At 38.6% G+C, this 26,345-nt stretch carries 27 protein-coding genes; 17 read left to right on the forward strand and 10 right to left on the reverse strand.

The features are described from left to right. Positions 1 to 79: 79 nt before the first annotated feature. From HLH14_RS15265 to HLH14_RS15275, 3 genes are all read right to left on the reverse strand, one after another. On the reverse strand, positions 80 to 388 hold the full coding sequence (locus tag HLH14_RS15265) for a hypothetical protein (RefSeq protein ID WP_171533416.1): 309 nt from the start codon (positions 386 to 388) through the stop codon (positions 80 to 82). Between the two features lie 93 nt (positions 389 to 481). Then, positions 482 to 739 (reverse strand): hypothetical protein, encoded by a 258-nt coding sequence (locus tag HLH14_RS15270; RefSeq protein WP_171533417.1) that lies wholly within the window; start codon positions 737 to 739, stop codon positions 482 to 484. Positions 740 to 962: 223 nt separating this feature from the next. Next, a complete protein-coding gene (locus HLH14_RS15275) occupies positions 963 to 1,436 on the reverse strand; it encodes a CinA family protein (RefSeq protein ID WP_171533418.1) in 474 nt (157 codons plus the stop codon). A 239-nt stretch (positions 1,437 to 1,675) separates the two neighbouring features. On the opposite strand from HLH14_RS15275, the gene HLH14_RS15280 reads away from it, so the two are divergent. Both HLH14_RS15280 and katE read left to right on the forward strand, forming a co-directional pair. Beyond that, positions 1,676 to 3,094 carry an iron-containing redox enzyme family protein gene (locus HLH14_RS15280; protein WP_171533419.1) on the forward strand — a complete coding sequence of 473 codons (1,419 nt, stop codon included), beginning with the start codon at positions 1,676 to 1,678 and terminating at the stop codon, positions 3,092 to 3,094. Between the two features lie 93 nt (positions 3,095 to 3,187). Continuing rightward, the gene (gene katE, locus HLH14_RS15285) at positions 3,188 to 5,314 is read left to right on the forward strand and encodes a catalase HPII (RefSeq protein WP_171533420.1); all 2,127 of its coding nucleotides are present in this window, start codon (positions 3,188 to 3,190) and stop codon (positions 5,312 to 5,314) included. A 215-nt stretch (positions 5,315 to 5,529) separates the two neighbouring features. On the opposite strand, the gene HLH14_RS15290 is transcribed toward katE, so the two are convergent. Beyond that, positions 5,530 to 5,853, reverse strand: a complete 324-nt coding sequence (locus HLH14_RS15290; RefSeq protein WP_067723577.1) for a pyrimidine/purine nucleoside phosphorylase — start codon at positions 5,851 to 5,853, stop codon at positions 5,530 to 5,532. Positions 5,854 to 6,569: 716 nt separating this feature from the next. Here HLH14_RS15290 and HLH14_RS15295 point away from each other — a divergent pair. Further along, entirely contained in the window at positions 6,570 to 7,760 is a 1,191-nt protein-coding gene (locus tag HLH14_RS15295; RefSeq protein WP_171533480.1) for an MFS transporter, read from the forward strand. Positions 7,761 to 7,855: 95 nt separating this feature from the next. On the opposite strand, the gene HLH14_RS15300 is transcribed toward HLH14_RS15295, so the two are convergent. From HLH14_RS15300 to HLH14_RS15320, 5 genes are all read right to left on the reverse strand, one after another. Continuing rightward, positions 7,856 to 9,289, reverse strand: coding sequence for an alpha,alpha-trehalose-phosphate synthase (UDP-forming) (locus HLH14_RS15300; RefSeq protein WP_171533421.1), 1,434 nt, complete (start codon positions 9,287 to 9,289; stop codon positions 7,856 to 7,858). After that, positions 9,277 to 10,125, reverse strand: a complete 849-nt coding sequence (gene otsB / locus HLH14_RS15305) for a trehalose-phosphatase (RefSeq protein ID WP_171533422.1) — start codon at positions 10,123 to 10,125, stop codon at positions 9,277 to 9,279. Before otsB ends, HLH14_RS15300 begins: the two co-directional genes overlap by 13 nt. 1,134 nt (positions 10,126 to 11,259) lie before the next feature. Continuing rightward, positions 11,260 to 11,808 carry a hypothetical protein gene (locus HLH14_RS15310; RefSeq protein ID WP_171533423.1) on the reverse strand — a complete coding sequence of 183 codons (549 nt, stop codon included), beginning with the start codon at positions 11,806 to 11,808 and terminating at the stop codon, positions 11,260 to 11,262. A gap of 86 nt (positions 11,809 to 11,894) precedes the next feature. Further along, on the reverse strand, positions 11,895 to 12,491 hold the full coding sequence (locus HLH14_RS15315; protein ID WP_171533424.1) for a hypothetical protein: 597 nt from the start codon (positions 12,489 to 12,491) through the stop codon (positions 11,895 to 11,897). Beyond that, on the reverse strand, positions 12,491 to 13,642 hold the full coding sequence (locus tag HLH14_RS15320) for a hypothetical protein (RefSeq protein WP_171533425.1): 1,152 nt from the start codon (positions 13,640 to 13,642) through the stop codon (positions 12,491 to 12,493). Before HLH14_RS15320 ends, HLH14_RS15315 begins: the two co-directional genes overlap by 1 nt. 790 nt (positions 13,643 to 14,432) lie before the next feature. Here HLH14_RS15320 and ureE point away from each other — a divergent pair. The 14 genes from ureE to HLH14_RS15390 all read left to right on the forward strand — a co-directional run bounded on the left by ureE (position 14,433) and on the right by HLH14_RS15390 (position 25,785). After that, positions 14,433 to 14,915, forward strand: coding sequence for an urease accessory protein UreE (gene ureE / locus HLH14_RS15325; protein ID WP_171533426.1), 483 nt, complete (start codon positions 14,433 to 14,435; stop codon positions 14,913 to 14,915). Beyond that, a complete protein-coding gene (locus HLH14_RS15330; protein ID WP_171533427.1) occupies positions 14,902 to 15,567 on the forward strand; it encodes an urease accessory protein UreF in 666 nt (221 codons plus the stop codon). Before ureE ends, HLH14_RS15330 begins: the two co-directional genes overlap by 14 nt. A 35-nt stretch (positions 15,568 to 15,602) precedes the next feature. Continuing rightward, positions 15,603 to 16,217: an urease accessory protein UreG gene (gene ureG / locus HLH14_RS15335; protein ID WP_171533428.1), complete on the forward strand. Its 615-nt coding sequence runs from the start codon at positions 15,603 to 15,605 to the stop codon at positions 16,215 to 16,217. A gap of 11 nt (positions 16,218 to 16,228) precedes the next feature. Further along, positions 16,229 to 16,795, forward strand: coding sequence for a HupE/UreJ family protein (locus HLH14_RS15340; protein WP_171533429.1), 567 nt, complete (start codon positions 16,229 to 16,231; stop codon positions 16,793 to 16,795). Positions 16,796 to 16,823: 28 nt separating this feature from the next. Then, the gene (locus HLH14_RS15345; protein WP_378320528.1) at positions 16,824 to 17,708 is read left to right on the forward strand and encodes an urease accessory protein UreD; all 885 of its coding nucleotides are present in this window, start codon (positions 16,824 to 16,826) and stop codon (positions 17,706 to 17,708) included. 146 nt (positions 17,709 to 17,854) lie between these two features. Beyond that, complete coding sequence (gene ureA, locus HLH14_RS15350; RefSeq protein ID WP_067723553.1) at positions 17,855 to 18,157, forward strand: urease subunit gamma; 303 nt, start codon at positions 17,855 to 17,857, stop codon at positions 18,155 to 18,157. Between the two features lie 14 nt (positions 18,158 to 18,171). Then, positions 18,172 to 18,483: an urease subunit beta gene (locus HLH14_RS15355; RefSeq protein WP_067723551.1), complete on the forward strand. Its 312-nt coding sequence runs from the start codon at positions 18,172 to 18,174 to the stop codon at positions 18,481 to 18,483. 33 nt (positions 18,484 to 18,516) lie between these two features. After that, complete coding sequence (ureC, locus tag HLH14_RS15360) at positions 18,517 to 20,217, forward strand: urease subunit alpha (RefSeq protein ID WP_067723549.1); 1,701 nt, start codon at positions 18,517 to 18,519, stop codon at positions 20,215 to 20,217. 284 nt (positions 20,218 to 20,501) lie between these two features. Further along, the gene (locus tag HLH14_RS16105) at positions 20,502 to 21,545 is read left to right on the forward strand and encodes a hypothetical protein (protein ID WP_235940531.1); all 1,044 of its coding nucleotides are present in this window, start codon (positions 20,502 to 20,504) and stop codon (positions 21,543 to 21,545) included. Positions 21,546 to 21,624: 79 nt separating this feature from the next. Next, positions 21,625 to 22,587: an allantoinase PuuE gene (gene puuE, locus HLH14_RS15370; RefSeq protein ID WP_067723545.1), complete on the forward strand. Its 963-nt coding sequence runs from the start codon at positions 21,625 to 21,627 to the stop codon at positions 22,585 to 22,587. A gap of 142 nt (positions 22,588 to 22,729) precedes the next feature. Continuing rightward, complete coding sequence (uraD, locus tag HLH14_RS15375; protein WP_067723543.1) at positions 22,730 to 23,233, forward strand: 2-oxo-4-hydroxy-4-carboxy-5-ureidoimidazoline decarboxylase; 504 nt, start codon at positions 22,730 to 22,732, stop codon at positions 23,231 to 23,233. Beyond that, the gene (uraH, locus tag HLH14_RS15380; protein ID WP_067723541.1) at positions 23,230 to 23,550 is read left to right on the forward strand and encodes a hydroxyisourate hydrolase; all 321 of its coding nucleotides are present in this window, start codon (positions 23,230 to 23,232) and stop codon (positions 23,548 to 23,550) included. The genes uraD and uraH overlap by 4 nt, the downstream gene beginning before the upstream one ends. Before the next feature lie 32 nt (positions 23,551 to 23,582). Next, a complete protein-coding gene (locus HLH14_RS15385; protein WP_067723539.1) occupies positions 23,583 to 24,941 on the forward strand; it encodes a nucleobase:cation symporter-2 family protein in 1,359 nt (452 codons plus the stop codon). Between the two features lie 130 nt (positions 24,942 to 25,071). Continuing rightward, positions 25,072 to 25,785, forward strand: a complete 714-nt coding sequence (locus HLH14_RS15390; protein WP_067723604.1) for an outer membrane protein OmpK — start codon at positions 25,072 to 25,074, stop codon at positions 25,783 to 25,785. Between the two features lie 58 nt (positions 25,786 to 25,843). On the opposite strand, the gene HLH14_RS15395 is transcribed toward HLH14_RS15390, so the two are convergent. Then, entirely contained in the window at positions 25,844 to 26,341 is a 498-nt protein-coding gene (locus HLH14_RS15395; protein WP_067723537.1) for an ureidoglycolate lyase, read from the reverse strand. Positions 26,342 to 26,345: the final 4 nt, after the last annotated feature.

Genomic DNA, 26,345 nt, shown 5'->3' on the forward strand with positions numbered 1-26,345 from the left:
AATTTTATTTATTCTTGAAAATTATTTTTTCATGCTTAAAGCAAAGATATGGGCTATAAAAGCCCATGTTTTATAATCTTTATATTTTATCCCACGCATCTTTTACAGCATGTTTAGCTTGATCCCATTTTAAACGAGACGCTGCTTTAAAATTATCCCATTTGGTTTGAAGGTCAGATTCTGAATCTTCAAATCGGGCATTTTCCCCATATTCAGAACGTGAATTTTGACCAAACTTATAAGCTGAGGACAGATCTCGATCATATTCAATATCTGGAATATCACGCTGTAAGTCAGTGTAATAAGGGCGATTGATATAGTTTTCGCGCCAATACTGATCAGACTCGCTATTTGGAGTAGGGTTTTGATTTTCTAAATTGGTCGTCATTATTTAACTCCTGATTTTTTCAACCCACATGGGAGAGTATTATTCAATACTCTCCACAGGTGAAAATATGAAATCTAATCGTTAATACAGCACTTATTGCTGCTGATCATCATTTACATGTTTTAAAGGCTGATTAGGATTTTGTTGTTGCTGTTGACCAGTTTGCTGACGTTGTTGATCATTTTGTTGCTGCTGTTGACGTTGTGGATCTTGCGGGTTTTGCTGATTGGGTTGACGCTGTGGATCATTTTTTTGCTGTTGCTTACCTTGATTTTCATTTTGCTGTTGGGATTGATTTGGATTATTGCGGCTACCATTATTTTGATCTTGCTGATTATTTATATTACTCATTTTTACACCTCAATATAATATATTAGTGATTTTTTAAAAATCTGTATAAGCTAGATATAATTATTATTAGCATGAATTTTAGATTAAAAAACCCAATAGATGTTACATATTGTGTAATATTTAATTAATTTAATTTTAAAACAAGTTATATGATTGGAATGTATTAATAAATTACACAGAAAAGGAGTAACTAATTTAAATTAAAATTACAAAACACTGAAAATTAATTATTTTGAATAATTTTAATTAAACTCTTGCAAATATAATTAATCAGTTTTTTTAGTTTATTCTCCTTTTGTCCTTTGCAAAAACATCGATAACTATAAATTTTATTATTATATAAAATGGAATAGAAAAAAGTTCCTACTGGCTTATTTTTGGATTCTGAGCCACCATGTTTGAGTAGCCCAGTACATCCAACATATATATCTGATTTAAATATTTTTTTTGATTTTTTAACTACTTCTTCAGTAATTTTAGAAGATTCAGGTGTATATTTCTTAATCATTTTTGATGAAATTTTCAAAACATTTTCTTTGATTTTTAAATCATAACAAACCAGTCCACCATTTAAAATTTCACCCGAAAATGGACTAAGGGAAAAGCGGTAAGCCAAGTAGCCTGCAGAAGCACTTTCAATAAAAGTAATATTAAGTTGATTTTTGGCCATTAATTCACAACATTTAGTAGTAGACATATTTATAACTTTATTTAGGCTTAATTAAATTATCTTAAGAATGAATTTAGATATTAACAATATCTTTTTTATAGGTGTTTTTATCACAATTTTGGATTTATATATGTTAAGTGATTGAATTGTATAAATAGATAGAAATTAATCAAACACAACTTAAACGAATAATAACAATTTGAATCTTTCACCATGTCATATTGATAAATTAGGTTTATAGCAGACTTACCGCGTGGAGAATAAAAATGCCAGTAGCAGTAAAAGAAAAATTGCTAGATTTACTTGATAAAAACCATCAAAGTTATTGCGATTTAGTTACCTTTTTCCTAGATTCAAATATTTCTACACCCGATAAGGAACGAAAAGCATCTATTTTTTTAAAAAGAGAAATTCACACGCTCAATTCAAGTTATTCCAATTTTCCTTCCAATTTAGGTGAAATTCATCAATGGATTGTGAATAACAATAAAATTCAATGTCATGAATACCAATTGTACAAAGAAAGAAGAAATAGCGGAGCAGAGCGTGAATATTTTAAAAATGTAGGTCAAGCATTTGAATTTTTAATCGAAGTTGCTCCCGTAAAGCGAGTAGACGGTTCATGGTTATATAGCATAGTCCATTACTGGAATGATCCAGTTTTCAGAGACTTAATCCAGATTTATGTTGAAGAATTAGGATTAGGGCTGGCTAAATCGAATCATGTGTGTTTATTTGATGATTTACTTTTTAATTTAGGCTTAGAACATTTCATATTAGAACTAGAAGATGAATATTATCATCAACCTGCAATTCAATTAGCCCTTGCTTACGCTCCACCAGAATTCATTCCAGAAATTATTGGTTTTAATTTGGGATATGAGCAACTTCCATTGCATCTTCTGATTACCAATTACGAGCTTAAAGAATTAGGGATAAATTCCCAATATTTTAATCTGCATATCACCATAGACAATATTGATAATGGTCATGCAAATTTATCTATTAAAGCGCTTGAGAAAATCTATAGTAAATTCAAGGATAAAGATTCCTTTATGGATAAAGTGAAGGCTGGTTTCGCTTTAAATAATAAAGGATTAGCCTCATTACAAATTATTAAAAACCTCAATTTAGAAGCTTTGGTACTTAAAATTCTTAAACGTAAAGCTTTAGTGGGGAATATGATTCACAGTGATAAATGCAAACTAAATAATCGATCTATTAATGAATGGCTTTCAGAACCGAATCTGGTCGAAGAATTTGTAGAACTTTTGATTGATAAACAATGGATCAAGATGGATAGAGACCCTGAAGAAAGTCGCTTCTGGCAGTTGATTAGTCATGAAGATGGGAAAATGTACGGCGTCTTTAATTCGACAGAAAAGCAGATTATTTATGATTGGATTGCAGGAGAGCATTCTAAACACTTTGATTTAAATACGCAGAAAATTACTCCCGCTGATAAAAATAAAAATGATTTTATGTTCAGTTACTTGTCTGATGGAGAGTTGGAGGAAATTCAACATCAGATTTCAGCAACAGGCAATCTCGCGATGAAGATGAATAAATTGCTTCCTTACTTGGCACCTCATGCCCACCACAGTGAAATTGGACTTTGGTGTACTCAACGTTTTGTCAATTTTCTTTTTCCATTTCTGAGCGATAAAAATTCATCACCCCATTAGCTGAATATCGATAAAAGGTTTTGACAGTTATTGATGATTTAAACGCTATCCCCCCAAAATTATTATTTTGATCAATTGTATAGGTAGAAAAACATGGACAATAAATCGAACAAAAGTGAAGTGGCAGGCACTGATACTTTAGATAAACAAAATCAAAGCGTAAAAAACCAACAGTTAGATGCTTTCCGTAGTGATGCCACTGATCAAGCACTGACGACCAATCAGGGGGTAAAAATTGCTGATAATCAAAATAGCTTAAGGGCTGGAGTTCGAGGTTCAACCTTATTAGAAGATTTCATACTCAGGGAAAAAATCACCCATTTTGATCACGAACGTATACCAGAGCGAATTGTGCATGCGCGTGGTGTGGGTGCACACGGTTATTTTCAAGCTTATCCGGGAAATGAAAAATATACCAAAGCCGGCTTTCTGACTGATCCTGATATTGAAACGCCAATTTTTGTACGTTTTTCGACAGTTCAAGGACCACGCGGTTCGGCAGATACGGTACGTGATATTCGTGGCTTTGCCATTAAGTTTTATACTCAGGAAGGCAATTATGATCTGGTCGGTAATAATGCACCGGTGTTTTTTGTCCAAGATGGGATTAAATTCCCCGACTTTGTCCATGCAGTCAAACCAGAACCGCATACAGAAGTACCTACAGGTGGTTCTGCCCATGATACCTTCTGGGATTTCGTTTCATTGGTTCCCGAATCGGCTCATGCCGTGATGTGGGCGATGTCTGATCGGGCGATTCCTCGCAATCTACGTTCAATTCAAGGTTTTGGCGTACATACGTTCCGGTTGATTAATGCCGAAGGTAAAGCCATATTTGTGAAATACCATTGGACACCAAAACAAGGTTTGAGCCAGTTGGTGTGGGATGAAGCGCAAAAATTAGCAGGGAAGGATCCAGACTTTCATCGACGTGATTTATATGATGCGATTGAAGCAGGGAATTATCCTGAATGGGAACTGGGCATCCAAATTGTACAAGAACAAGATGAAATGAAGTTTGATTTTGACTTGCTTGATCCAACCAAAATTATTCCTGAAGAACTGGTTCCTGTTACACCCATAGGAAAATTTGTACTGAATCGCAATGTCGATAATTTCTTTGCTGAAATTGAACAAGTCGCATTTTGTCCTGGACATATTGTACCGGGAATTGATTTTACCAATGATCCACTTTTACAAGCCCGCTTATTTTCCTATACAGATACACAGCTTAGCCGTCTGGGTGGACCTAATTTCCATCAGCTTCCGATTAATAAACCGGTTTGCCCATTTCATAATAACCAGCGAGATGCGATGCACCAAACCACGATCCATAAAGGTCAAGCATCGTATCAACCTAACTCCATTGACAATAACTGGCCTGTAGAAACAGCACCTGCTGCAGAAAATGGCGGTTTTGAAAGCTATCAAGAACGTATTGATGGCAAGAAAATTCGTGCACGCAGTGAGTCTTTTTCTGATCATTTTTCTCATGCACGTCTGTACTATAAGAGCTTGGCGCCTCACGAACAGAAGCATGTGGTAGATGCCTATACTTTTGAGTTAAGTAAAGTGCAACGCAAACATATCCGAGAAAGGGAAGTGCAAGAAGTACTGGCGAATATTGACTTGGATTTGGCTCAACAAGTGGGTAAAAACTTGGGAATAGAAGTTCCTAATTCAGCACAAAATATGAAGTCCTCCACAGTAGAAAAATCAGCAAAATTTACCATGCAGGCTTTTATTCCAGAAGATATTAAAGCAAGAAAAATAGCAGTATTGGTTCATGACAAGGTGAACCAAGAGAATATTGAAGCCATTCAACAATGGGCTAAAACTGAAAATGCAGTGGCTCATATACTTACTCCTATGCCTGCACCCGTTTTAAATAGTAAACAAGCGAAACTGGATTCTAATGGAATGCAGAAAGCAGAGCCATCGATTGCTTATGATGCAGTGATTGTTGTGGATGGTGATAACTATGAAGTCGTGAAACAAGATGGTGTAACTAAACATTATATTCTTGAAGCTTATAAGCATTTAAAACCGATTGTATTTTTAGGTGATAAGCAAAAACTACTTGATGCTCTGCAACTGGTTACGGATGAGGGTACCTTGAGTACGGACAGTTTTGCTGCAATACAGGATAAATTTAAGGATTTAATTCGTCATCATCGTATTTGGGCGAGGGGAAAAAATGCGGAAGCAATTCCTGCTTAAATGCTTAAAAAGCATCTGTTTATGATTAAGCGAATGTAGAACGAACTATCACTGAATGGGGCAACAGCAATGTTTCTCCATCCAGTGATATATCATCATTTTAAATGTAAAGCATGGGATCATACTTCCATGCTTTGCATAATTATTTTATTTAAATTATATAAAAATCAATAAATTAAATTAATATAATTCTTTATTTTTATTAATGAGAAAATTTAGTCCTCTAGGTGACAAATATAATCTAAGACGTCATCTGTCATAATCTTGAAACGACTATTTCTGGGGACATAAAATGATTGTCCAGCATAATAAATCTGACCTTCTATATCATTTGCAATTTGAACATGACACTTACCTGAAATGATTTCTATACGTTCAGCTACATATGTTTCAAAGGTTAAAGGTCGTTCTGTAGGTAAAATGACGCCTAGTGTTTTTTTTATTCCATTTTTGAACTGGATCGTACGGCTAATAGATAAACCATCAAAATAAATATTTGGTTTTTTTACTACAGAAACAAAATCGAATTGAGTTGACATTAAGATGCTCCTGAAAGGTATTTTTATAATAATTGAGCCCTTACAGAATATATAATGGGAATAAAAACATGTACCTAAGATATATATTTTTTTGTTTAGTTGTGTAAAATTTGTACAGTTTCTTCTTGTGCAAAAATTATACCTTTGAGACATATCAGCATTTAAAGCTTCTAATATTCTGAGGATATCTCATCATCATCCTATCTATTCCATCGAAAAAATGCATAAGCTATTTCTATTAATGAAGTGATTTTTTCCTACGAACAAATCCCTAAAACCCAATGTATAAGTCGGTTTGTGTAGTCTAAATTATTGAACACTCAGCACGCCTAGTAGCCACTTGAATGCTCGTGTAGCGAATGGATTTTCAAGTTTATTACTTCAGTCCAAAAACAACATTTTTGGCCATCAACTCATTTGAAATAACGGGACCTTTCATAAAAGTAAGGACTATTTTAAGGACTCAGATTAAATAATCTATGATTTTAATATCTTATCACTGGGTTCTAGGGACTGTGTTTTTGTAGTCATTAAGGCAGTTACAAAACATTTTTCAAATACTCAAAAAAGAAATTTATTGACGATTTTTTTGTGTATAATTTCGCCAAATTTAGCCTCTGTATAGTTATCGGTTTTCCGATAAGTCTACAGAGGTTTTTCTATGGAAATTATTTTGGAATGGGATGCCAAAACTTTCTTACCGTGGTGGCTCACACATGTTTTCTTCCAAAACAGCACATCTAGACCATGCAACACAACATCATGCACAGCGTCTATCCACACTGCTGTGTTTTTTCAGTCTGGGATTGAGTACCGCGGCTTGGGCTCCGCTTATTCCTTATGCGCAACAACGACTTCATCTTAATCATGCTGACTTCGGTACGTTGTTACTGAGTATAGGATTAGGTTCCATGATTGCTATGCCGGCAACAGGACTCTTAATTCAAAAAGTTGGCTGTCGTGCGGTTATATCGGTAGCAATTTTACTCTTATTACTGATTTTACCTACGTTTGCTTTGAGCAGTAGCGTGTTAATCATGTCAGTCGCTTTGTTCTTGTTTGGGACAGCTGCTGGTAGTTTAGGGGTTGCTATTAATTTACAAGCAGTCATTGTAGAAAAAAATAGTGCTAAAAGCATGATGTCTCAATTCCACGGTATGTGCAGTTTAGGTGGTTTGGCGGGAGTAATGACGGTTACAGCATTGCTTGCGATCGGCGTATCACCACTGTTGAGTGCTTTGGTTATTTGTATTTTACTGATGATAATCAGTTTAATTGCTGTTCCGAATAGTTTATCTGAGATTGAAAATGATAAAAAAATCAATTCTGCTGAAATACAGAATAAGCCTAGAAAATTACCTAGCCCACTGATTCTCTTGATTGGTCTGGTCTGTTTTATTGCTTTTCTTTCAGAAGGTTCAGCCATGGACTGGAGTGGTATTTATTTAGTCAGTGAATATGGCTTAAAACCGGCATTTGCTGGACTGGCTTATACATTTTTTGCTATCGCAATGACTGCTGGACGTTTTTCGGGTCATTACTTGCAAAAAATACTGGGTGAAAAAAATATCATTGTTTATAGTGCAATTTGCGCATCACTGGGTCTTTTCACTGTCGTCATGGCGCCACATTGGATGGTTGTGCTATTCGGTTATTCTTTACTGGGTTTAGGTTGTTCTAATATTGTACCGGTGATGTTTTCGCGTGTAGGTCGTCAAAATATCATGCCCAAAGCTGCAGCATTATCGTGTGTTTCGACAATGGCTTATAGCGGATCTTTATTAGGGCCTGCTTTGGTGGGACTGAGCAGTGAAATGATGGGACTTACCCTTGTTTTTGGGATGATTGCTGCTCTATTAATGCTGATTGCTTTTTTAAATCATTTTACTCAGGTCAAAACCTCTTAATTTTTAATCCTTCATTTAAAAAATATACAGCCGGTCTATCAGATGATATATCGGCTTTTTTGCAGCTAAATATATAGATGACCTCATGCATATCTTTAATAACTGACAATTCGATTATAGGATTTTCGAAGGGGAGATTTAAAAATATGCAATACAGGAACTCGTCTAAGATCCTTTAAAAAAGCATTACGCCAGTCATTAATATCAAAACTTTTTAGACCCTGCATTAATTGTTTATAACGCTCTAAACGTTCTGATTTTGACATGGTTAAAGCTGTCTTTAATGCCTTGATCATATCGCCACGATTTTCAGGATCGACAATAATGGCTTCTGACATTTGCTCTGCGGCACCGGTATATTTAGAAAGAATCAGTACACCGGGATTATCAGGATTTTGTGCTGCGATAAACTCCTTTGCAACCAGATTCATGCCATCACGTAATGAATTGACCCAACAGATATCGGACTGAAGATAAATTTTCATCAAGTCATCATGCGCTACAGTCTCATGACTACAATTGATAGGCTGCCAATTATCCTGTGAAAACTCGTGATTAATAAAGTCGACTTTTGAATCTATAAGCTCATATAAATTTTTATATGCCGGGATCTCCATGCGACATGGACAGGCGATTTGTAAATCGGTGATGTGTTTATGATATTCAGGGTTATTTTTCAGAAACTCTTCAAAAGCATTAAAACGCTCAATCAAACCTTTGGAATAATCAATACGATCGACGCTAATAATTGTTTTTTGATCAATTAAATCCTCAAATTCAAAGATAGGGTGAGGATTCTCTTTTTTTTGTTGAGCAACTTTTTGGATAAGTTCCGGATTAATACCAATTGGATAACATTGAATAGTGATCTGGTGGTTATTATAGTTCAGCACATTGGAATGAATGACTTGAGATGCCAAAAAATGGTGACATACATCCATACATCGTTTTTGGTCATGTTCAGTCTGTAATCCGATCACATCATACTGACAAAGATCTTGAATGAGGGATGGGGCGGTCGGAAGTAAATTCCAGATATTTAAATCAGCAAAGGGGATATGTAAAAAAAATCCGATTCTATTTTGCATACCTAATTCACGACAATAATGTGCCACACTTAAAAAATGATAATCATGAACCCAAATGATATCATCCGGATGAGAAATTTGAGAAAGCTGCTGGGCAAATAAACGATTAACTTGTTGGTAGATTTTAAATTCTTCTGGTTTATATTCTATTAAATCTGCACGATTATGCATCGCTGGCCAAAGAGCACCATTTGCAAAGCCGCAATAATAGCCGCTATATTGTGCTTCAGTTAGAGGGCAGGTAATGTATTCCACACCTTCATATTCAGTCGGGCTAAAATGCGGATCATGGTGATTTTCAATTTTTTCTCCATTCCAGCCTAACCAGATTCCTCCGATATCGTTCAATGCATCTTGTAGAGCTACAGCTAAGCCGCCAGCAGTGGATTTATCGGGATTGGGTAAACTCACACGATTCGATAATACAATTAATTTAGACATGCTTTTTCTCCATTTGATACTCCAGACTGTCTTGAAAAATGTGTTTTTAAAAATTGTGAAAATAAATCCAGAAAATGAGCGACATCTGCAAAATTTTTAAGGCGATAGTGCGCTTGGGTTTGTTCCTCTCCAACTTTTATACTGACGCCGTGATAGTGATTGATTATTTTAAAACCGGATTCATCCGTTTTATCATCTCCAATAAAAATGGGTAAAACATTGCTGAAATTAAAATGATCTAAAATCTTTTCAATTGCCCGTCCTTTATCAGCCTCCGCAGGTAATAATTCAAATACATATTTACCTTCATTAATTTTAAATTTTGGGTACATGCATTGGATATCATGCGCAATTTTTTTTGCGATTTCAGCCAGCTCAGGATATTCACGATAATGTATAGCGACTGAATAATCTTTATTTTCAATTAATAGCTGAGGATAGGCAAGGCAAGCCTTTTGAACATTGTGTTGGAGCAAAGAAATATCAGTTTCATCAACGCATGTATTTAATTTATCTTCTTGATCTATTTGTATTTCTAAACCATGGGTTCCTGCAATAGGTAACTGAAGAGGAGAAAATAGCTGAGATGCTACTTTTACAGAACGTCCAGTAATAGCAATAACAGCAATGTCTAAATCTATGAGTTGCTGCAATGTTTGCAAGGTACTTTTAGGAATAAAACTTTGTGAAGGATCGATGCGAAATTCGGAAAGTGTCCCATCTATATCAAGAAACAAACAGTATTGTTTTCCTTTAGAAAAATGATGAGAAATAAGTTGTAATACGTTTGAAGAATAAGATTCATTATTTAAAAATTGGGTGGTAGCATTACGCATATTTGATATCTACTACTTATTCTGATTAATAACTAATAGCATTAAAAATTTAAATATCGCCTCAATTTATTATTAAGCCTACATAATTTAAATAAAATTTACATATTTTCTTCTTATTTTAACTCTGTTTGTTTTTTGTTTTTATTTACATGTGCTTACCAATTTAATCAACGTGATTTATGGTTTTTTATATTAAAAAAATTAAAAACAAATCACCTTAATAAGGATGAAATTAAAGTAAATCTCATTATTTTAATCAGTGGTTTTTATCATCTAAAAACTAAAAAATACTTGTGGTAGCTAAGGCAAAAATAGCCAACTTTTTGAACTTAAAATCTTTAACTCCGATGTAATGTCCCCATATAAATATATGATCCACACATAGCGATACCCAATTGGGGGTACTGCTTGATTGCTATGGCAGGAGGTCAACGATATGTTTCACTTTTTCCGTAAATTATTCTGCGTGCACACTTATGAATATTTCGAAGAAGTTGAATGTCGTAAGTGTGGCAAAACCAGACCTGATTAATTGCAGGTATGACTTCAAATAAGAAATACTATCTTGAAATTCTTGTCGAAATTTTAAGCTTGAAACCGAGTAGCATAATAAAGAGCTACTATGCGATCTTGAAAGTTTAGGGGATGGTACAAAATCACCTAAATTTGAAGTGACTTATGCATAGACTGTTACCGGAACAATAGGTGTGGTGAGTAGTCATATTGCAGATCACTTTGCTGCTGATATGCCAAGTGGTGTGATTGATCGTTTTGATGTCATTACAGGGGAATGACATTGGGTGTTTGATCCGGGTAATTCAAATTCAAGCTATGGGTTGTGGAAGCACTATTTCAGCATAAAAGCATTGTTTCGAAATAAAAGTGCTTTAGATCCTGTAAAAACCTTGTAGTATTTTCCAGAAAGTTTAGACATTAAATTGCATGATGAGGGATTACAGGTCTCATCATGCAATACATTTTTTCTTGGATTAGATTCACCAGATAAGGACGTAAAATATCGATTCACTTTCCGGTCTCAAGTTGCCGGAACAGTATAAATTGATTGCCCTGCAAGAATCACTCGCTTTTTCCTGGGTTTATCTTTGCAACTTATTATTGTTCATTTTTATTTTATTAACTTGCTTTTGACCAGGTTTCAAATTCATTTTGAATTTCATCAATCATAAAACGCTGACAGTCGAAATTCCAAAAGCTGATTACAGTCTCAGTGATCTTATAACCTTTTGGCGTTTTCTTATAGTGTGTATCGAAGCGCTCTAGCATATCTTTTGGTACTTCACTTGACTTAAGAAGGTTGCGTGCAATCATTGCACGATACAACCAAGCATCCCATGCTGCCTGATCTTCTTTTAGAAGGAACTGCTGTGTCTCAGTGTTATAACCAATATTTAAAACATGGGGTTGTAATTTGAGGAAGCGAATGAACATTTGACGTTCAGCCTCCTTTTGTTCTGCAGTTAATTCCCCAAGCTGAATGGGCACTATAGACTTGCGACCTGAAAAGATTGGCGTAATCTCGACAGGTTCAGCGAAAGACTCTTTCAGAATTGAGCCTAAGTGAACGAAGATATTGACCAAATCCAATTCGCTTATTGTTGTTGGTTTACGGACTAACTTGTCCACTGTTTCTAATAAGTTACGTTTTGCTTGAATGTCGTTCATATCATACCTTTTGAAAAAATATATTTTTAGAATTGATGAAAAATAAGCTGGAAAACAAGATTCTCCAACCTTAAAAAGTCCTGTCTTTAAAGGAACATTTCCTCAAAATACAATGGAAGTGGTAAATAGATTTCGCCTGATTTTGTCTCGCCTAAATACAGCACGAAAATTTGAAATGTACGTTCATTAGATACATTTTGAATATGCACAAGCTGCTCGGCAGCCTCGGAAAGATCATGCATACAAGTGGCGTATCGGGGCGATTCATAAAAGTGGGCATTGGCATGGGGTTGTCCAGGTTTGTCCGACGCTTTCGAAATATTAGCGAATGCAAATTTGTCCTCATGCCAAAAGCCAATCACAAAACCTTGAAACTTTGCTTTTTTAAAAATTTTTTGGGCTTCGTTATCGATACTCATCAAATCTAAAACAGCTTGTTCATAATTCTCTTTTTTGAAAATGACCTTGCCTGCATGGTATGAGACAGGATCATATTCATTGTTGATCTTTGTAGATCTTTTTAATGGGTCAAGCCGTATATTCTTATTTTCACCCACCACAAAAGTAATTTTATTGCTGTCATCAATGTTCGAGGCTTCATTTAAGCAGCCGTTTAAATTGGAATCTTCTACGTTTAGATGTTCGGTTGCTTGAAAGATTTTATTAAAATCGTTAATTTTCACTATTTCACCTTTTGTTCAATAGTTGCCTTATTATTGTTTAATGCAACTTCAGATTCATCGAAATTGACGTCATCATATAGATAGGCTGCTTCAATCACTTCACCCGCTTTGTTGAGGCGATAAATGAGTGGAGCTGAACCGTCACCATGTGCAGTGTAAGAATTGGCACCAAACTCAAATACACCACCTTCTTTCATTGATTTTTTGACACTTCGATCGTGATTACCACCTGATGATAACGTGCATAAGTTGAAGTAAGCAGGAAGGTCTTGGCTGTTGCTATCTCCGTTATAACGTTCATACCAAAGCTCATCGAAAAAGCCTGCTTGTCCCGAATCAACCCCTACATCAAAGTCAGTGTTGAAATACCATTTCCCGGTTTCAATTGAATTAAAATTGGGTACTGATTCATGCTTGATCCGCAGAAAGTGAGTGCGGAGCGGTTTCCCTGCAGCATAAGCATCTTTCAGGTCAGTGATTTTTCTTTCGAGGTTCGCAATAAAGTCGCGTCGTTCGTCCGCTTCAATTTTCTTAACCTTTCCTCTGATCTGATCTTCGCTCAGGTGTTGGCTGTGTTGGTCAAGCATTAATGCACGGAACTTGGAAGGACGTGTGCTGATCGAAGGTCTTGCGTGGGCAAAAGTGGAATTGATTTCAAACAGTAACCAACTTTGTTTTCCCCAGTAATTGTATTCTTCTGACACATAGCACTTCGAATACCATTCCACTGCATCGTCTGCTAATTCTTTATAGATGCGTTGTTTTTCAACGTCCAGTTCTTCTTTGATCAGTTGAAAGAGTCTTTCAACGCTTTGCAACTTTCCGTCCCAATTGGCTTGATCACGCGCTTTACTGACCAGTTTTTCAAAAGAGAACAAGTGATCTTTGTAGGTCTCTCCAAACTTTGCGTGATAGTGCAGGAGGTATTTAAATTGGTCGATTTTTTCCAACATACTGCGTTCATCGTAGGGATCGCGGAAAAAACCGATCTGGGCTTGGTACTTACCGTTGGCTGCCAGCATTGAACCTTTGCACCAAACGTCATTGGCATAACAAGGGTCAGTGAAGCGAATCGCTCCTGATACAACACTGAACTCACCTAAATCACGGACGTAGCGTGTACGTGAACTCTGTTTAATTTGGGTAGGCATGTTATTTATTCCTGAGTAAGAACTTCTATTGCTTTTGTAGTAATTCCGCCTTTTGTGCAACGATTCCAAAATTGTTAAATACCTCCAGTGCCTCTTCGAGCTAAATTATTTCTGAATTGCATTTTTTCAGTTTGAGCAATATGTTTCTTGATTATTGGTTTGGTGTAACAACTCGTTTTGTGCTGTAGCTTACGCTTGAATTGTTAGCGTTTTATTTCAAAGATGCTTTTTTTTTCATAAGAATTTTATTTCAAAGATACTTTTTTTCGTTAGCATTTTATTTCAAAGATGATTTTTTTCGTAAGCATTTAATTTTATTCTGTGATTAGTCGACTAGTCCTACCAAGAGTGGCATCCCTACATTTCACCTTAATGTTAAGCAAGTTATGCTTGTCGTAAAGCGTTGATCTTACGAGTGGAATTGCTACCGTACAGATTCGAGGATTTCCTGGGATGTTTTGAGCTTTGGCTTAAGAAAAGTGGGTGACATTACCTATCAGCGCATCAGCAAGCTGCTTCAATCTTGGTATTTACGTCGATCATTAAGATCTTGAACATTGGGAAAATGGCGTTGAAGCAGAAATATCTAGCAGTACATGATTTAGTCGGGGTGGGTTCTTAAGCATATGGGTTAATTTTAATAAAAATATTCTCTAAAACCTAATCTATAAAAATAACTTGGTATGAAAATTGCCTAATAATCATAATGATGCACTTTTATATTCATGCTGCTTTTATTGCTTTATTTCAGAGCAAGAGTGAAATCAAGAAATACTAAAATGGAGCAAAAATGAAAATTTATACTCAACGATTAGAACAACTTAAACACAATGAGCGGTTTGAAACGATTGAATTAACTTTTGATGTGCGTCAAAAGAGCCGTTTTCGTGCAACCTTACAAAATGGGGTTGATATTGGTGCGGATTTACCGCGCAACGGCATTTTACGTAGTGGCGCTTATATTGCAACAGCGCAGGGCGATGTGTTGCAAGTGAATGCACAAGCTGAACAACTCATGCAAGTCACAGCACAATCAGACTTTGATCTGTTAAAAGCAGCCTACCACTTGGGCAATCGTCATGTTCCTTTAATGTTAACGCCTAGGGCACTTTATTTTGAACCCGATCATGTTTTGGCGGAGATGGTGGTGGGCTTAGGACTCAGCGTGACAGAAACGTTGCATCCTTTTGAGCCTGAAAGTGGCGCCTATGCCCAACATCAACATGATCATCGTCTAAGCCCAATTAAAGCTTTACAGCATGTCCATCACTAATGCGGCACAGCTGCTCAGTTTACTGACGCTGTCTTCTACGGCCTTGCCGATTGGAGCATATTGCTACTCGCAAGGAGTAGAAACTGCGATTGATCGTGGCATGATTCATGATGAAGCATCCAGTATTGCTTATTTTGAAGAAGTGCTTGAGATGTTGCTGGTTCGTTTCGAGTTGCCTTTACTTAAGCGCTTAATGCAGTGCTTTGATGATGAAGCTCAATTTGAATATTGGGCCAATCTGTATCGTGCAAGCCGTGAAAGCAAAGAGTTGCTCGCAGAATCCACCCAGTTGGCTTTTTCACTCAATGCCTGGATTCGCGATGTTTTAAAACAACCGGTCATGGTCAAAAAACAGCTGGGGTTTATGCCGGTGTATGGGCATTTATGTGGCACTTTAGGCTTGAACTCAGCCGATGTACTCACGGCTTATACCTTCACCGTATTAGAAAACCAGGTGTTGGCTGCAGTCAAAACAGTACCGTTAGGACAAATGAGTGGACAACGGATTTTATGGCATTTACATGGTCTTATACCTGACGCAATTCAGCACGCTTTGGCTTTAGAAGATAGCGAAATCAGTAGCGCTTTACCACGATATGCCATGCTGAGCATGCAGCATGAAAACCAGTATTCAAGATTGTTCAGATCGTAAATATACAAATTAAAGAAATAACAGGGGAAATACAGATGTCAGAACGTAGTCCATTACGGGTGGGAATTGGCGGACCGGTCGGTTCAGGTAAAACAGCGTTAACCCTAAATTTATGTCAGGCGTTGCGTGAAAAATACAATATGGCCGTGGTCACCAATGACATCTATACCAAAGAAGATTCTAACTTCCTGACCCGTCATGAGGCGATGTCTCCAGACCGCATTGTGGGCGTAGAAACGGGCGGTTGTCCGCATACCGCCATTCGTGAAGATGCCTCAATTAACTTGGCGGCGATTGATGACTTGTGTGAGAAATTCGACGGTCTAGAACTGATTATCATCGAAAGTGGCGGTGATAATTTAGCGGCAACCTTTAGTCCAGAACTGTCTGATTTAACCTTGTATGTGATTGATGTCGGTGGCGGCGAAAAAATCCCGCGTAAAGGCGGTCCGGGCATTACCAAATCTGATTTATTGATTATCAACAAAACAGATTTGGCACCCATGGTTGGTGCCAACCTGGATGTCATGGATCAAGACGCCAAACGCATGCGCGGCGAAAAACCGTTTTTATTTTCCAATATGAAAACCAAGGATGGGCTGGAATCCATTATTTCTTTTATTGAAAAGCAAGGTTTGTTTAAGGCCTAAGCAGGAGCACGATGTCAATGTTAAAAAAAATGATTGCTGTTGGGTTAAGCAGCTTACCGATGATGGCGATGACACACCCTGGTCATGCACATGAAAGCAGTTTCTGGATGGGCTTTAGCCATCCTTTTACCGGATTAGATCATCTGATGATGGCAATTGCTTTTGGGGTATTACTTTGGACTGCCACTCAACGCAGGAAAGTCGCAGGATTTTTCGGTTTAGCGGTAGCCATGATTACAGGTTTTGTTTTAGGACAACAGCAAGTATTACCCAATGTTTTTGCAGAATACGGCATTGTTTTATCTTTAGCCGTTTTGGCGACAGCGTTATTGATGAAATCCAATCGTATTTTTGCTGTCGCGACCATGGTACTCGCAAGTTTCCATGGCGTGGCACATGGCAATGAATTGGGACAATCAGGTCACATGATGCAACTCATGTTGGGTATGGTCTCTGCGATGTCGCTCATTTATTTGATAGGTTTAGGCTTAGGGGCGTTTACTGAAAAATACCTGCCACAGGGTCGTAAGATTATTGCAGCATTGGCAGCAATCCTTGCTGTTATTGGTCTGGCCTAATGCGCGTTAAGCAGTATTGATTATGAATATGTTGAGCATCTTACCAACTGCTGATGCACAGAACCCATCGCAGCTTTGGTACGCGTGCCTCGAGCTTGGTTTTCGTTATCAAGCTGCGCAGCAACGCACGACCTTGGCGCATCGTAAACATTCAGGTCCGGTTCGGGTACAAAAGATGCTTTGGCCGGAAAAGAGTGGGGTGTGTCATGCCATTATTGTCCATCCTCCTGCAGGTATTGCCGGAGGCGACCACTTAACTTTTGATATGCAGGTGGATGCCGATGCGCATGCCTTGGTGACCACACCCGGAGCCGGGAAATGGTACAAAACCAACGGTAAATCGGCCTTTCAGCATATTCATATTCGCTTAAAGGACAACGCTATTTTCGAATGGCTGCCTCAAGAAACCATGTTGTTTAATGGCGCACATGCGCATTCTGAAACCGCCATTCACTTGGATAAAGCAGCAAGTTTTATAGGCTGGGATATGTTGGTGATTGGTCGTCAAGCCTGTGCAGAGCAGTTTACGAATGGTCAATACCGCAATCATTTTAAGCTGCTGCGTGAAGATAAATTGCTGGTAGCAGACAGTTTGAATTTTGTCGGTAATGATCGCTGGTTAAGCTCATGTTTGGGTATGAATGGTCAGGCCGTCATGGGCAGCTTTTGGGCTGTTGCACCAGAAAAATATCGTGCCACTGTGTATCTAGAAGAATATGTTGCCGTGATTCGTGAACTGATCACGCGGATGAAAATTAATGTCACTTTGACGGTACTCGGCGATGTGATTTGCGCACGTTTCTTGGGTGATGATGTACGGCAGTGCCATGATGCTTTTGCTGCTATTCGGGCACGGTTAAGACGTTACTGGTTTGATTTAGACGAAGAGTTTCCAAGAATCTGGCGGACTTAAAATCCCTCCCTTGCGCAGCAGTGCTGCTCACCTTTGCCAAAGGGAGGAGAAAAGCCCACCTCTTTTATAAAAAAGAATTTGGGGGGGGGAGATTCAACCTTGCACACATTTTGCTTAGTAATAAATACATGAATTAGGAACCGTTTATGGAACTCAATCCAACAGAAAAAGACAAACTCCTGATTTTTACTGCGGGCTTAGTCGCAGAACGTCGTAAAGCACGTGGTTTGAAACTCAATTATCCAGAAGCAATTGCTTATATTTCTGCGGCACTGCTTGAAGGTGCACGTGATGGTATGAGCGTGAGTGAACTGATGCATTTTGGTACAACCTTACTCAGCCGTGATGATGTGATGGATGGCATTGCCGAAATGATTGCTGAAGTTCAAGTCGAAGCGACATTTCCCGATGGTTCGAAACTGGTCACTGTCCATCAACCGATTATTTGAATAAGGATAAGTCGATGATTCCGGGTGAAGTCATCACGCCTGATCGTGATATTGAATTAAATGTAGGACGTGAAACCTTGAAAATGAGCGTGGCCAATGTAGGCGACCGACCGATTCAGATTGGGTCACATTTTCATTTTGCTGAAGCCAATGATGCTTTGCAATTTGACCGCAATGCGGCACGTGGCTATCGGCTGAATATTGCTGCCGGTACTGCTGTACGTTTTGAACCCGGGCAAAGCCGAAATGTTGAACTTATTGCATTGGCCGGGAAACGTGAAGTTTATGGCTTTGCAGGACGAGTGATGGGTAAGCTCGATTCATAAAAATTGCATCAGAATTATATAGGTTTATAAATCATGAAAATGTCGCGTCGTGCGTATGCCGAAATGTTTGGACCAACGGTAGGTGATCGGGTCCGCTTAGCCGATACCGAATTATTTATCGAAGTTGAACAGGACCTCACCACATATGGCGAAGAAGTTAAATTTGGTGGTGGAAAGGTGATTCGCGATGGCATGGGGCAATCGCAGCTTTTGTCATCCGAAGTGGCTGACACTGTCATTACAAATGCCCTGATTATCGATTGGTGGGGCATTGTTAAAGCTGATGTTGGCTTGAAAAATGGCCGAATCTGGAAAATTGGTAAAGCTGGTAATCCGGATATTCAACCGAATATTACTATTCCTCTTGGTGCTGCAACGGAAGTGATCGCAGGCGAAGGTCAGATTTTAACTGCTGGGGGGGTTGATACCCATATTCACTGGATTTGTCCGCAACAAGTTGAAACGGCACTGATGTCTGGAACAACTACCATGATTGGCGGTGGTACCGGACCCGCAGCAGGCACATCTGCAACCACGGTTACACCGGGGCCATGGCATATTGCCACCATGCTACAAGCCATTGATGACTTACCCATGAACATTGGTTTACTCGGCAAAGGCAACTTGAGTCTGCCCGATCCGATTCGTGAACAAATTGAAGCCGGTGTGGTCGGTTTAAAATTGCATGAAGATTGGGGATCAACGCCGGCGGCCATCGATAATTGTTTAACTGTGGCGGATGAATATGATGTACAAGTTGCGATTCACACTGACACACTAAATGAAAGTGGTTTTTTGGAAGAAACCTTGGCGGCCTTTAAAAACCGCACTATTCACACTTATCACACTGAAGGTGCGGGTGGTGGACATGCACCGGATATTTTAAAAGCTATTGGTCAGCCGAATGTCTTGCCATCTTCAACCAATCCAACCCGTCCTTATACCGTCAATACTATTGATGAGCACTTGGATATGTTGATGGTCTGCCATCATTTAGACCCCTCTATTTCGGAAGATGTCGCATTTGCAGAAAGTCGTATTCGCCGTGAAACCATTGCTGCGGAAGATATTTTGCAGGACTTAGGCGCAATCGCGATGATGTCATCTGATTCTCAGGCGATGGGACGAGTCGGTGAAGTCATTATTCGCACATGGCAAACCGCCCATAAAATGAAAGTGCAACGTGGTTCATTAGACGGCGACACTGCTGCGAATGATAACAATCGTGTGAAGCGTTATATTGCCAAATATACGATTAATCCTGCTATTACCCACGGTTTAAGCCATGAGATTGGTTCGGTGGAAGAAGGCAAACTGGCCGATTTAGTGCTCTGGAAACCGGCATTTTTTGGTGTGAAACCGGCCATGATTATTAAGGGCGGGATGATTGCAGCAGCACCGATGGGTGATATTAACGGTTCTATTCCAACGCCACAGCCTGTGCATTACCGTCCGATGTTTGGGGCAAGCGCGCGCGGTGTACATAACACATGTATTACCTTTTTGTCACAAGCCGGAATTAACAATGGCGTGGCGGAAAAGTTAGGGCTGAAAAAAATCATTTCACCGGTTAAAAATACCCGCAATGTTTCTAAAGCCGATATGAAGCACAATACCTATACACCAGTCATGGAAGTCGATCCGGAGATTTATGAAGTGCGTGCGGATGGAGTGCATTTGACCTGTGAACCTGCGGAAGTGTTGCCTATGGCGCAAAGGTATTTCTTATTTTGATTTGACCTCTCCCTGACCCTTACTTGCGCTAAGTTTTAAAGCTGTGCTTTAAAATTTGCTCAGGAGAGGGAATTTCCATTATTTAAATAAATTTTGGAAAAGTTCCTTCTCCCTTTGGGAGAAGGTTAGGATGAGGGCTATATTTACATTGCTTTAGTTTTTGATTTATAAGAATATTAAAATTAATTTTGTAAAAATAATTTAGGTAATCAATGAGTTTCTCATTAAAGACAAATGAATTCCAGAATGTAATTAGTAGAATAAGATCTGTTTCAAGTCAAGCAATGGAAAAATCAGACTCAGATTTAAAGCATTGGGCACAAAAAATCATACTTGTTAATTTTGTATTTAACGCTGAATCGATTGATCAACTTGAACAAAATTTGCCTGAAACAAGAAAATGGGATTTATTTAACTTAGTTGAGTGTTATAAGCATTGTAAAGATGATGAATTAGAGCTTTTAAAAGTTGCTTCAATAATTATATTTATTTACTTGCAAGAAGCCTATTTTAGATTAGGAGTTGATAAAGAAGATCCAGCTTTTAATAGGTTTAAAGATGCAATTTATGATCTCAAAATGAATGAGTATCAAACATACAAAACATATTTTGATTATTTAAATGAACTTCCATACAGAATTACTAAGGATATTTATAGTAATTCTAAATTAAATGAAATTAGAAAATTTCTAGAAGAAAAGGATTTTTCAGATTTTAATAAATTGATTATTAGTACGGAAGAGACACTCAAAAAGATTGAAAAATGGGAAGAGTCATTCGATCAAAAACAAAAAGCTGTTCAAGATTTAGAAGAACGATTAGAACAAAATAAATTAACTTATGACTTTGTCCTGCTTAGCAAAGGTTTCCAGCAACTTTATGATCAAAAGAAACTTGAGTTAAAAGAACGAAGAGATGGCTACTCAATGTTTGGAGCGTTATTAGTTTGTACTCCTCTTGCCGTAATTGTAGCTATTGTGATTATGATTCTATCAGGTTATGAAGCTAAGCTTTCTTCACTTTGGTTCTTAGCTTTGCCCATTACAACTTTAATACTTTTCCTCTTTTATTTTACGAGAGTAGGATTACAGCATGTTCGTTCAATACAATCCCAAATGATGCAACTTGAACTTCGTATGGCGCTATGTCAGTTTATCCATAATTACGCAGAAGATTCAGAAAAATTGCATAAGAAAAACCAAGCCGGGTTTGAGAAATTTGAAAATATTATCTTTTCACCCTTAGTTTCATCAGATGACAAGATCCCAACTACATTCGATGGTATGGAACAGTTGGCAAAACTAATAGGTGAATTTAGAAAGAATTAAATGAACTTTTTTGGCGCATAAATTGCTTATCGCTGTTATAGAAATTTAACGGTTTGATATAACACATTAGGGAATTGACGTGACCACAACCTACTTACGCGGCCAAGCACTCATTGATGACATTCGCAATGCACCCTATTCACGAGACCTGATTGGCTACCACGGCGAACCTCCCAAAGTGAAATGGCCAAGCCAAGCTCGTATTGCGGTGCAGTTTGTACTGAATTACGAAGAAGGTGGGGAAAACCATGTTGAACATGGCGATGCCGGCTCGGAACAGTTTTTATCTGACATTATTGGCGCAGCAAGCTTTCCAGATAAACACATGTCGATGGATTCTATGTACGAATATGGCTCACGTGCAGGCTTTTGGCGCATTCATCAAGAATTTCAAAAAAGAAATTTACCCATGACCATTTTTGGCGTGGGCATGGCATTGGTGCGTAATCCTTATATTGTCGAAGCAATCAAAGAAGCCAATTATGATGTGGTTTCGCACGGTCAACGCTGGCTGAATTACCAAAATATGAACATTGAGACTGAACGCCAACACATGGATCAAGCCATCAGCGTATTACAGGCATTGTTTGGTGATGCTCCCATGGGTTGGTATACCGGTCGTGACAGCCCAAACACGCGTCAGTTACTGGCTGAATTTCCTCAGATTAAATACGACTGCGACTACTATGGCGATGACTTGCCATTTTGGAGCACATTGACCAATGCCGCAGGTGAAATACGCCCTCATTTGATCATTCCATATACCCTTGAAACCAATGACATGAAATTTACTTCAACGGGTGGCTTTAATAGCGGTGAACAATTCTATCAATATCTGAAAGATGCCTTTGATGTGCTCTATGCAGAAGGGGAAACTGCACCGAAAATGCTGTCGATTGGCATGCATTGTCGTATTTTAGGGCGACCGGGACGTTTTAAAGCCCTACAAAAGTTCCTCGACTATATTCAAAGTCATGACAAGGTCTGGATTTGCCGACGTGGTGATATTGCCGAGCACTGGTATAAACACCACGCGCCATAATCAAAAAAACATATTTAAAGAGAACCTTGGGTTCTCTTTTTTGATTTATGCAGTTTATAAAAATAATAGAGAAATCAAATTTGGCATTGTTATTGCAAAACCAGTTTTGAACAAACATTCAATATAATCAGGCGATTTAATAGTGCAACTCGTTGAATTTAATCAAGCATCACCACAAGATGCCATTAGCTTTTTAAAGCACTGTGTGCAAATACCCAGCTGGTCGACCGAGATTGCAGCCAAGCGCCCTTATGCATCAATTGAAGCGGTTATGCAGTCAGCCAAACAACAGGCAGCCACCTGGACATGGGACGAAATTAAAGCGGCTCTGGATAATCATCCGCGTATTGGCGAGAAAAAAGCACAGGCTGAATTGAGTGAAATCGAGAAGAACTTTTCTAACCGTGAGCAATCATCCATTACAGCGGATGAAGAAACCCAGCTCGCTTTGCTTAAAGGCAATATTGCCTACGAAAAAAAATATGGCCATATTTTCCTGATTAAAGCCTTTGGTTTAACCAGCGAAGACGTGCTTCAAGCGCTGAAATATCGTTTGGTCAATGATCCAGAGATTGAAAAACGCATTGTCCACAATCAACTGGCTGAAATTGCCTTGTTAAGACTGTCTCAGGAGCTTAAAGCATGATCAGCACCCATATTTTAGATACCCATCTGGGTAAACCGGCGGCAAAAGTCGCGATCAAACTTTTTTCCGAAGATGGCACTTTACTTGGTGAAGCATTGACCAATACGGATGGCCGGGTGACCGATTTTGGTTTCACTGAATTTAAGGCAGGGGCTTATAGTCTTGAATTTGCCACCTCTGCTTATTTTGAAGGCTTGGGATTAGAGACCTTCTTTCCCAAAGCAGTCATTCATTTCTATGTGAAAGATGCATCGCAGCACTTTCATATTCCTTTGCTGATTAGCCCATTCGCATACTCCACATATCGCGGAAGCTGATTTTATTTTTGACTTTGAGGGAGAGAAAAAGAATGACAGAACAAAGCAAAACAATTTCACCAGAACATGAATATTTAGGCGCTGGCAAAAGTGCAGCCTATGGTTTACAACATGTGTTGACTATGTATGGCGGAATTATCGCGCCACCATTAATCGTGGGAACAGCAGCAGGTCTGGAACCTTATCAAATAGGTTTGCTGATTGCTGCTGCATTATTTGTCGGCGGTTTGGCCACAATTCTGCAAACTCTTGGGGTGAAATATATCGGAGCCAAATTACCGCTGGTTCAAGGTGTGTCCTTTGCCGGTGTTGCGACGATGGTGGCGATTGTGACGACAGGTGGAGGATTATCAACAGTTTATGGGGCAGTAATCATTGCATCTTTAATTGGTTTCTTCCTTGCGCCTTATTTTTCCAAGATTATCCGTTTTTTCCCACCCATTGTAACGGGGTGCGTGATTACCGTGATTGGTCTGTCGTTACTGCCGGTGGCGGTACGTTGGATGATGGGCGGTAACAGCAAAGCGCCAGAATGGGGTAGTGTAGAAAATATTGGCATTGCACTGATGACCTTGGCCATTGTGATATGCCTGAATTTAACCCGTAATCCGGCCATCCGTCGTTTATCTATTTTACTTGCCATCGTATTGGGTAGCATTCTTGCCTATATTTTTGGCTTTGGTGATTTTTCTAAAGTGGCCAATGGAGCGTGGGTACAAGTGCCGAGTTTCTTTGCTTTTGGACTGCCAACCTTTGAGCTAACCGCTATCATTTCCATGCTGATTGTGACTTTGGTGATCATGACTGAAACTACGGCTGATATTATCGCGGTCGGTGAAATTGTCGGAACAAAAGTGGACTCGGAACGTATTTCCAATGGTCTACGTGCCGATATGTTGTCGAGTGCTGTTGCACCTATTTTTGGATCGTTCATGCAAAGTGCTTTTGCACAAAATGTTGGCTTGGTCGCTATTACCGGGGTGAAAAGCCGTTTTGTGGTGGCAGCAGGCGGCATGATTTTAGTGGTCTTGGGATTGTTGCCCGTTATGGGGCGTTTAATTGCCGCCATTCCCGTTCCCGTATTGGGCGGTGCAGGTCTGGTACTTTTTGGTACTGTGGCAGCGAGTGGGATCCGTACTCTGGCTAAAATTGATTACAATGAACAAAAAAACCTGATTATTGTGGCAACTGCGATTGCTGCAGGCATGATCCCGATTATTGACCATTCATTTTATGCAAATTTCCCCAAATGGGTGCAAACCTTATTCCACTCAGGTATTAGCTCTACCTGCTTGATGGCGATTATTCTTAATCTTCTGTTTAATCACCTGAATGTGTTTAAAGGGAATCCATCTGTCGGCTCTAAAGCAGCGGTAGATACACAACATTAATTCTGTAAATGTTTAGGCTACATTTAAGCCCATATCTATGGGCTTTTTTATACCAACAATTAAAAACTTGGCTTTGTTTTTGCTTTATTTAATACGTGATTATTTTATTCGTTATTGGGGGACCTTATTTATGAAATTCACTCAAGTTACTGTTGCAACATTACTCGCATTAGGTGCTGTATCTACACAAGCAAAACCAATCTGGCAAGACTTCAGCGTGTCTGGTCTTTATGGGGAAAATTATGAAGTTGTAGACGAGAAGCAAACGACTTTAACGCTTGAATATACAGCAAAAGTTAAATATGCAGATGTATTCTTCTTTGTTGACCGCATGCGTGGTGGAGATGATGGTAAATCAAGTTATTTTGAATTGTCACCGCGTTTAAGCTTAGGTGAAGTATCAGGTCAAAAACTTGCGTTCGGTCCTGTGAAAGATGTATTGATTTCGACCACTTGGGAAGGTGGAGAAGGTTTTGATAACTTCTTATATGGTGTAGGTTTCGATCTGGATATTCCATATTTCCGTTACGCAAGCATCAATCTTTACCGTGCAAACAATGAAAACATTGATGATGACTATCAATTGACCCTTACCTATGGTGTGCCATTCAAATTGGGTACTGAAGAATTCCTGGTCGATGGCTTCCTGGATTGGTCAACAGAAGAAGACGATCATAAGAGTGAGATGAACTGGACCACGCAGTGGAAATGGAATGTAGGTAAACATATTTCTCCTGATACTAATTTATATCTAGGTATCGAACACTCTGTATGGAACAACAAATATGGCATTCCAAATGCTGATGAAAACAACGTCAGTGCATTAGTGAAATATCACTTCTAAGCAGAGTTATGGCTAAATATTAAAAAAGCCCTTGTTCACAAGGGCTTTTTTAATTGGCTTAGCGTTCTATAAGAATTTTTTCTGGAAAAGAGTAAACATCGCAGTTCGGTCCTGTTCCTATACGATCAACAACCACAAACTCACTGGGTGCTTCAAGAGTTAGTAAGGGATGATGCCATGTCCCGGCACGATAATTCACGCCTTGTGAACCATTCGTAATAAATGCCTGAATATGGTTCAGATCTGGCTTTTCATGATCAAGACTCGGTGCGACCACAATCAAAAACTGTTGTCCCTGCATCGGAATAAAAGCTTGTGAACCGAGGGGATGTCTTTCGAGCATTGAAATTTCAAAAGGAATTTCAGTGATTTGAATATTCTTAAAAATACTGAGTCCAACTTTTGCATCGGTTTGTGCTTCAGCCAAAGCATGATAACGCTCGGTATGTTGATCATTGATATGAAAAAAGTCATTGCCTTTACACGCAATGACTTCGCCATAAGGCGCAAAACTTTCCGCATCTAAAGGCTGTATTTTTATCGTTTGCATGGTCATAGTA

It is taken from the genome of Acinetobacter terrae (genome assembly GCF_013004375.1).
Classification (GTDB): Bacteria; Pseudomonadota; Gammaproteobacteria; order Pseudomonadales; family Moraxellaceae; genus Acinetobacter; species Acinetobacter terrae.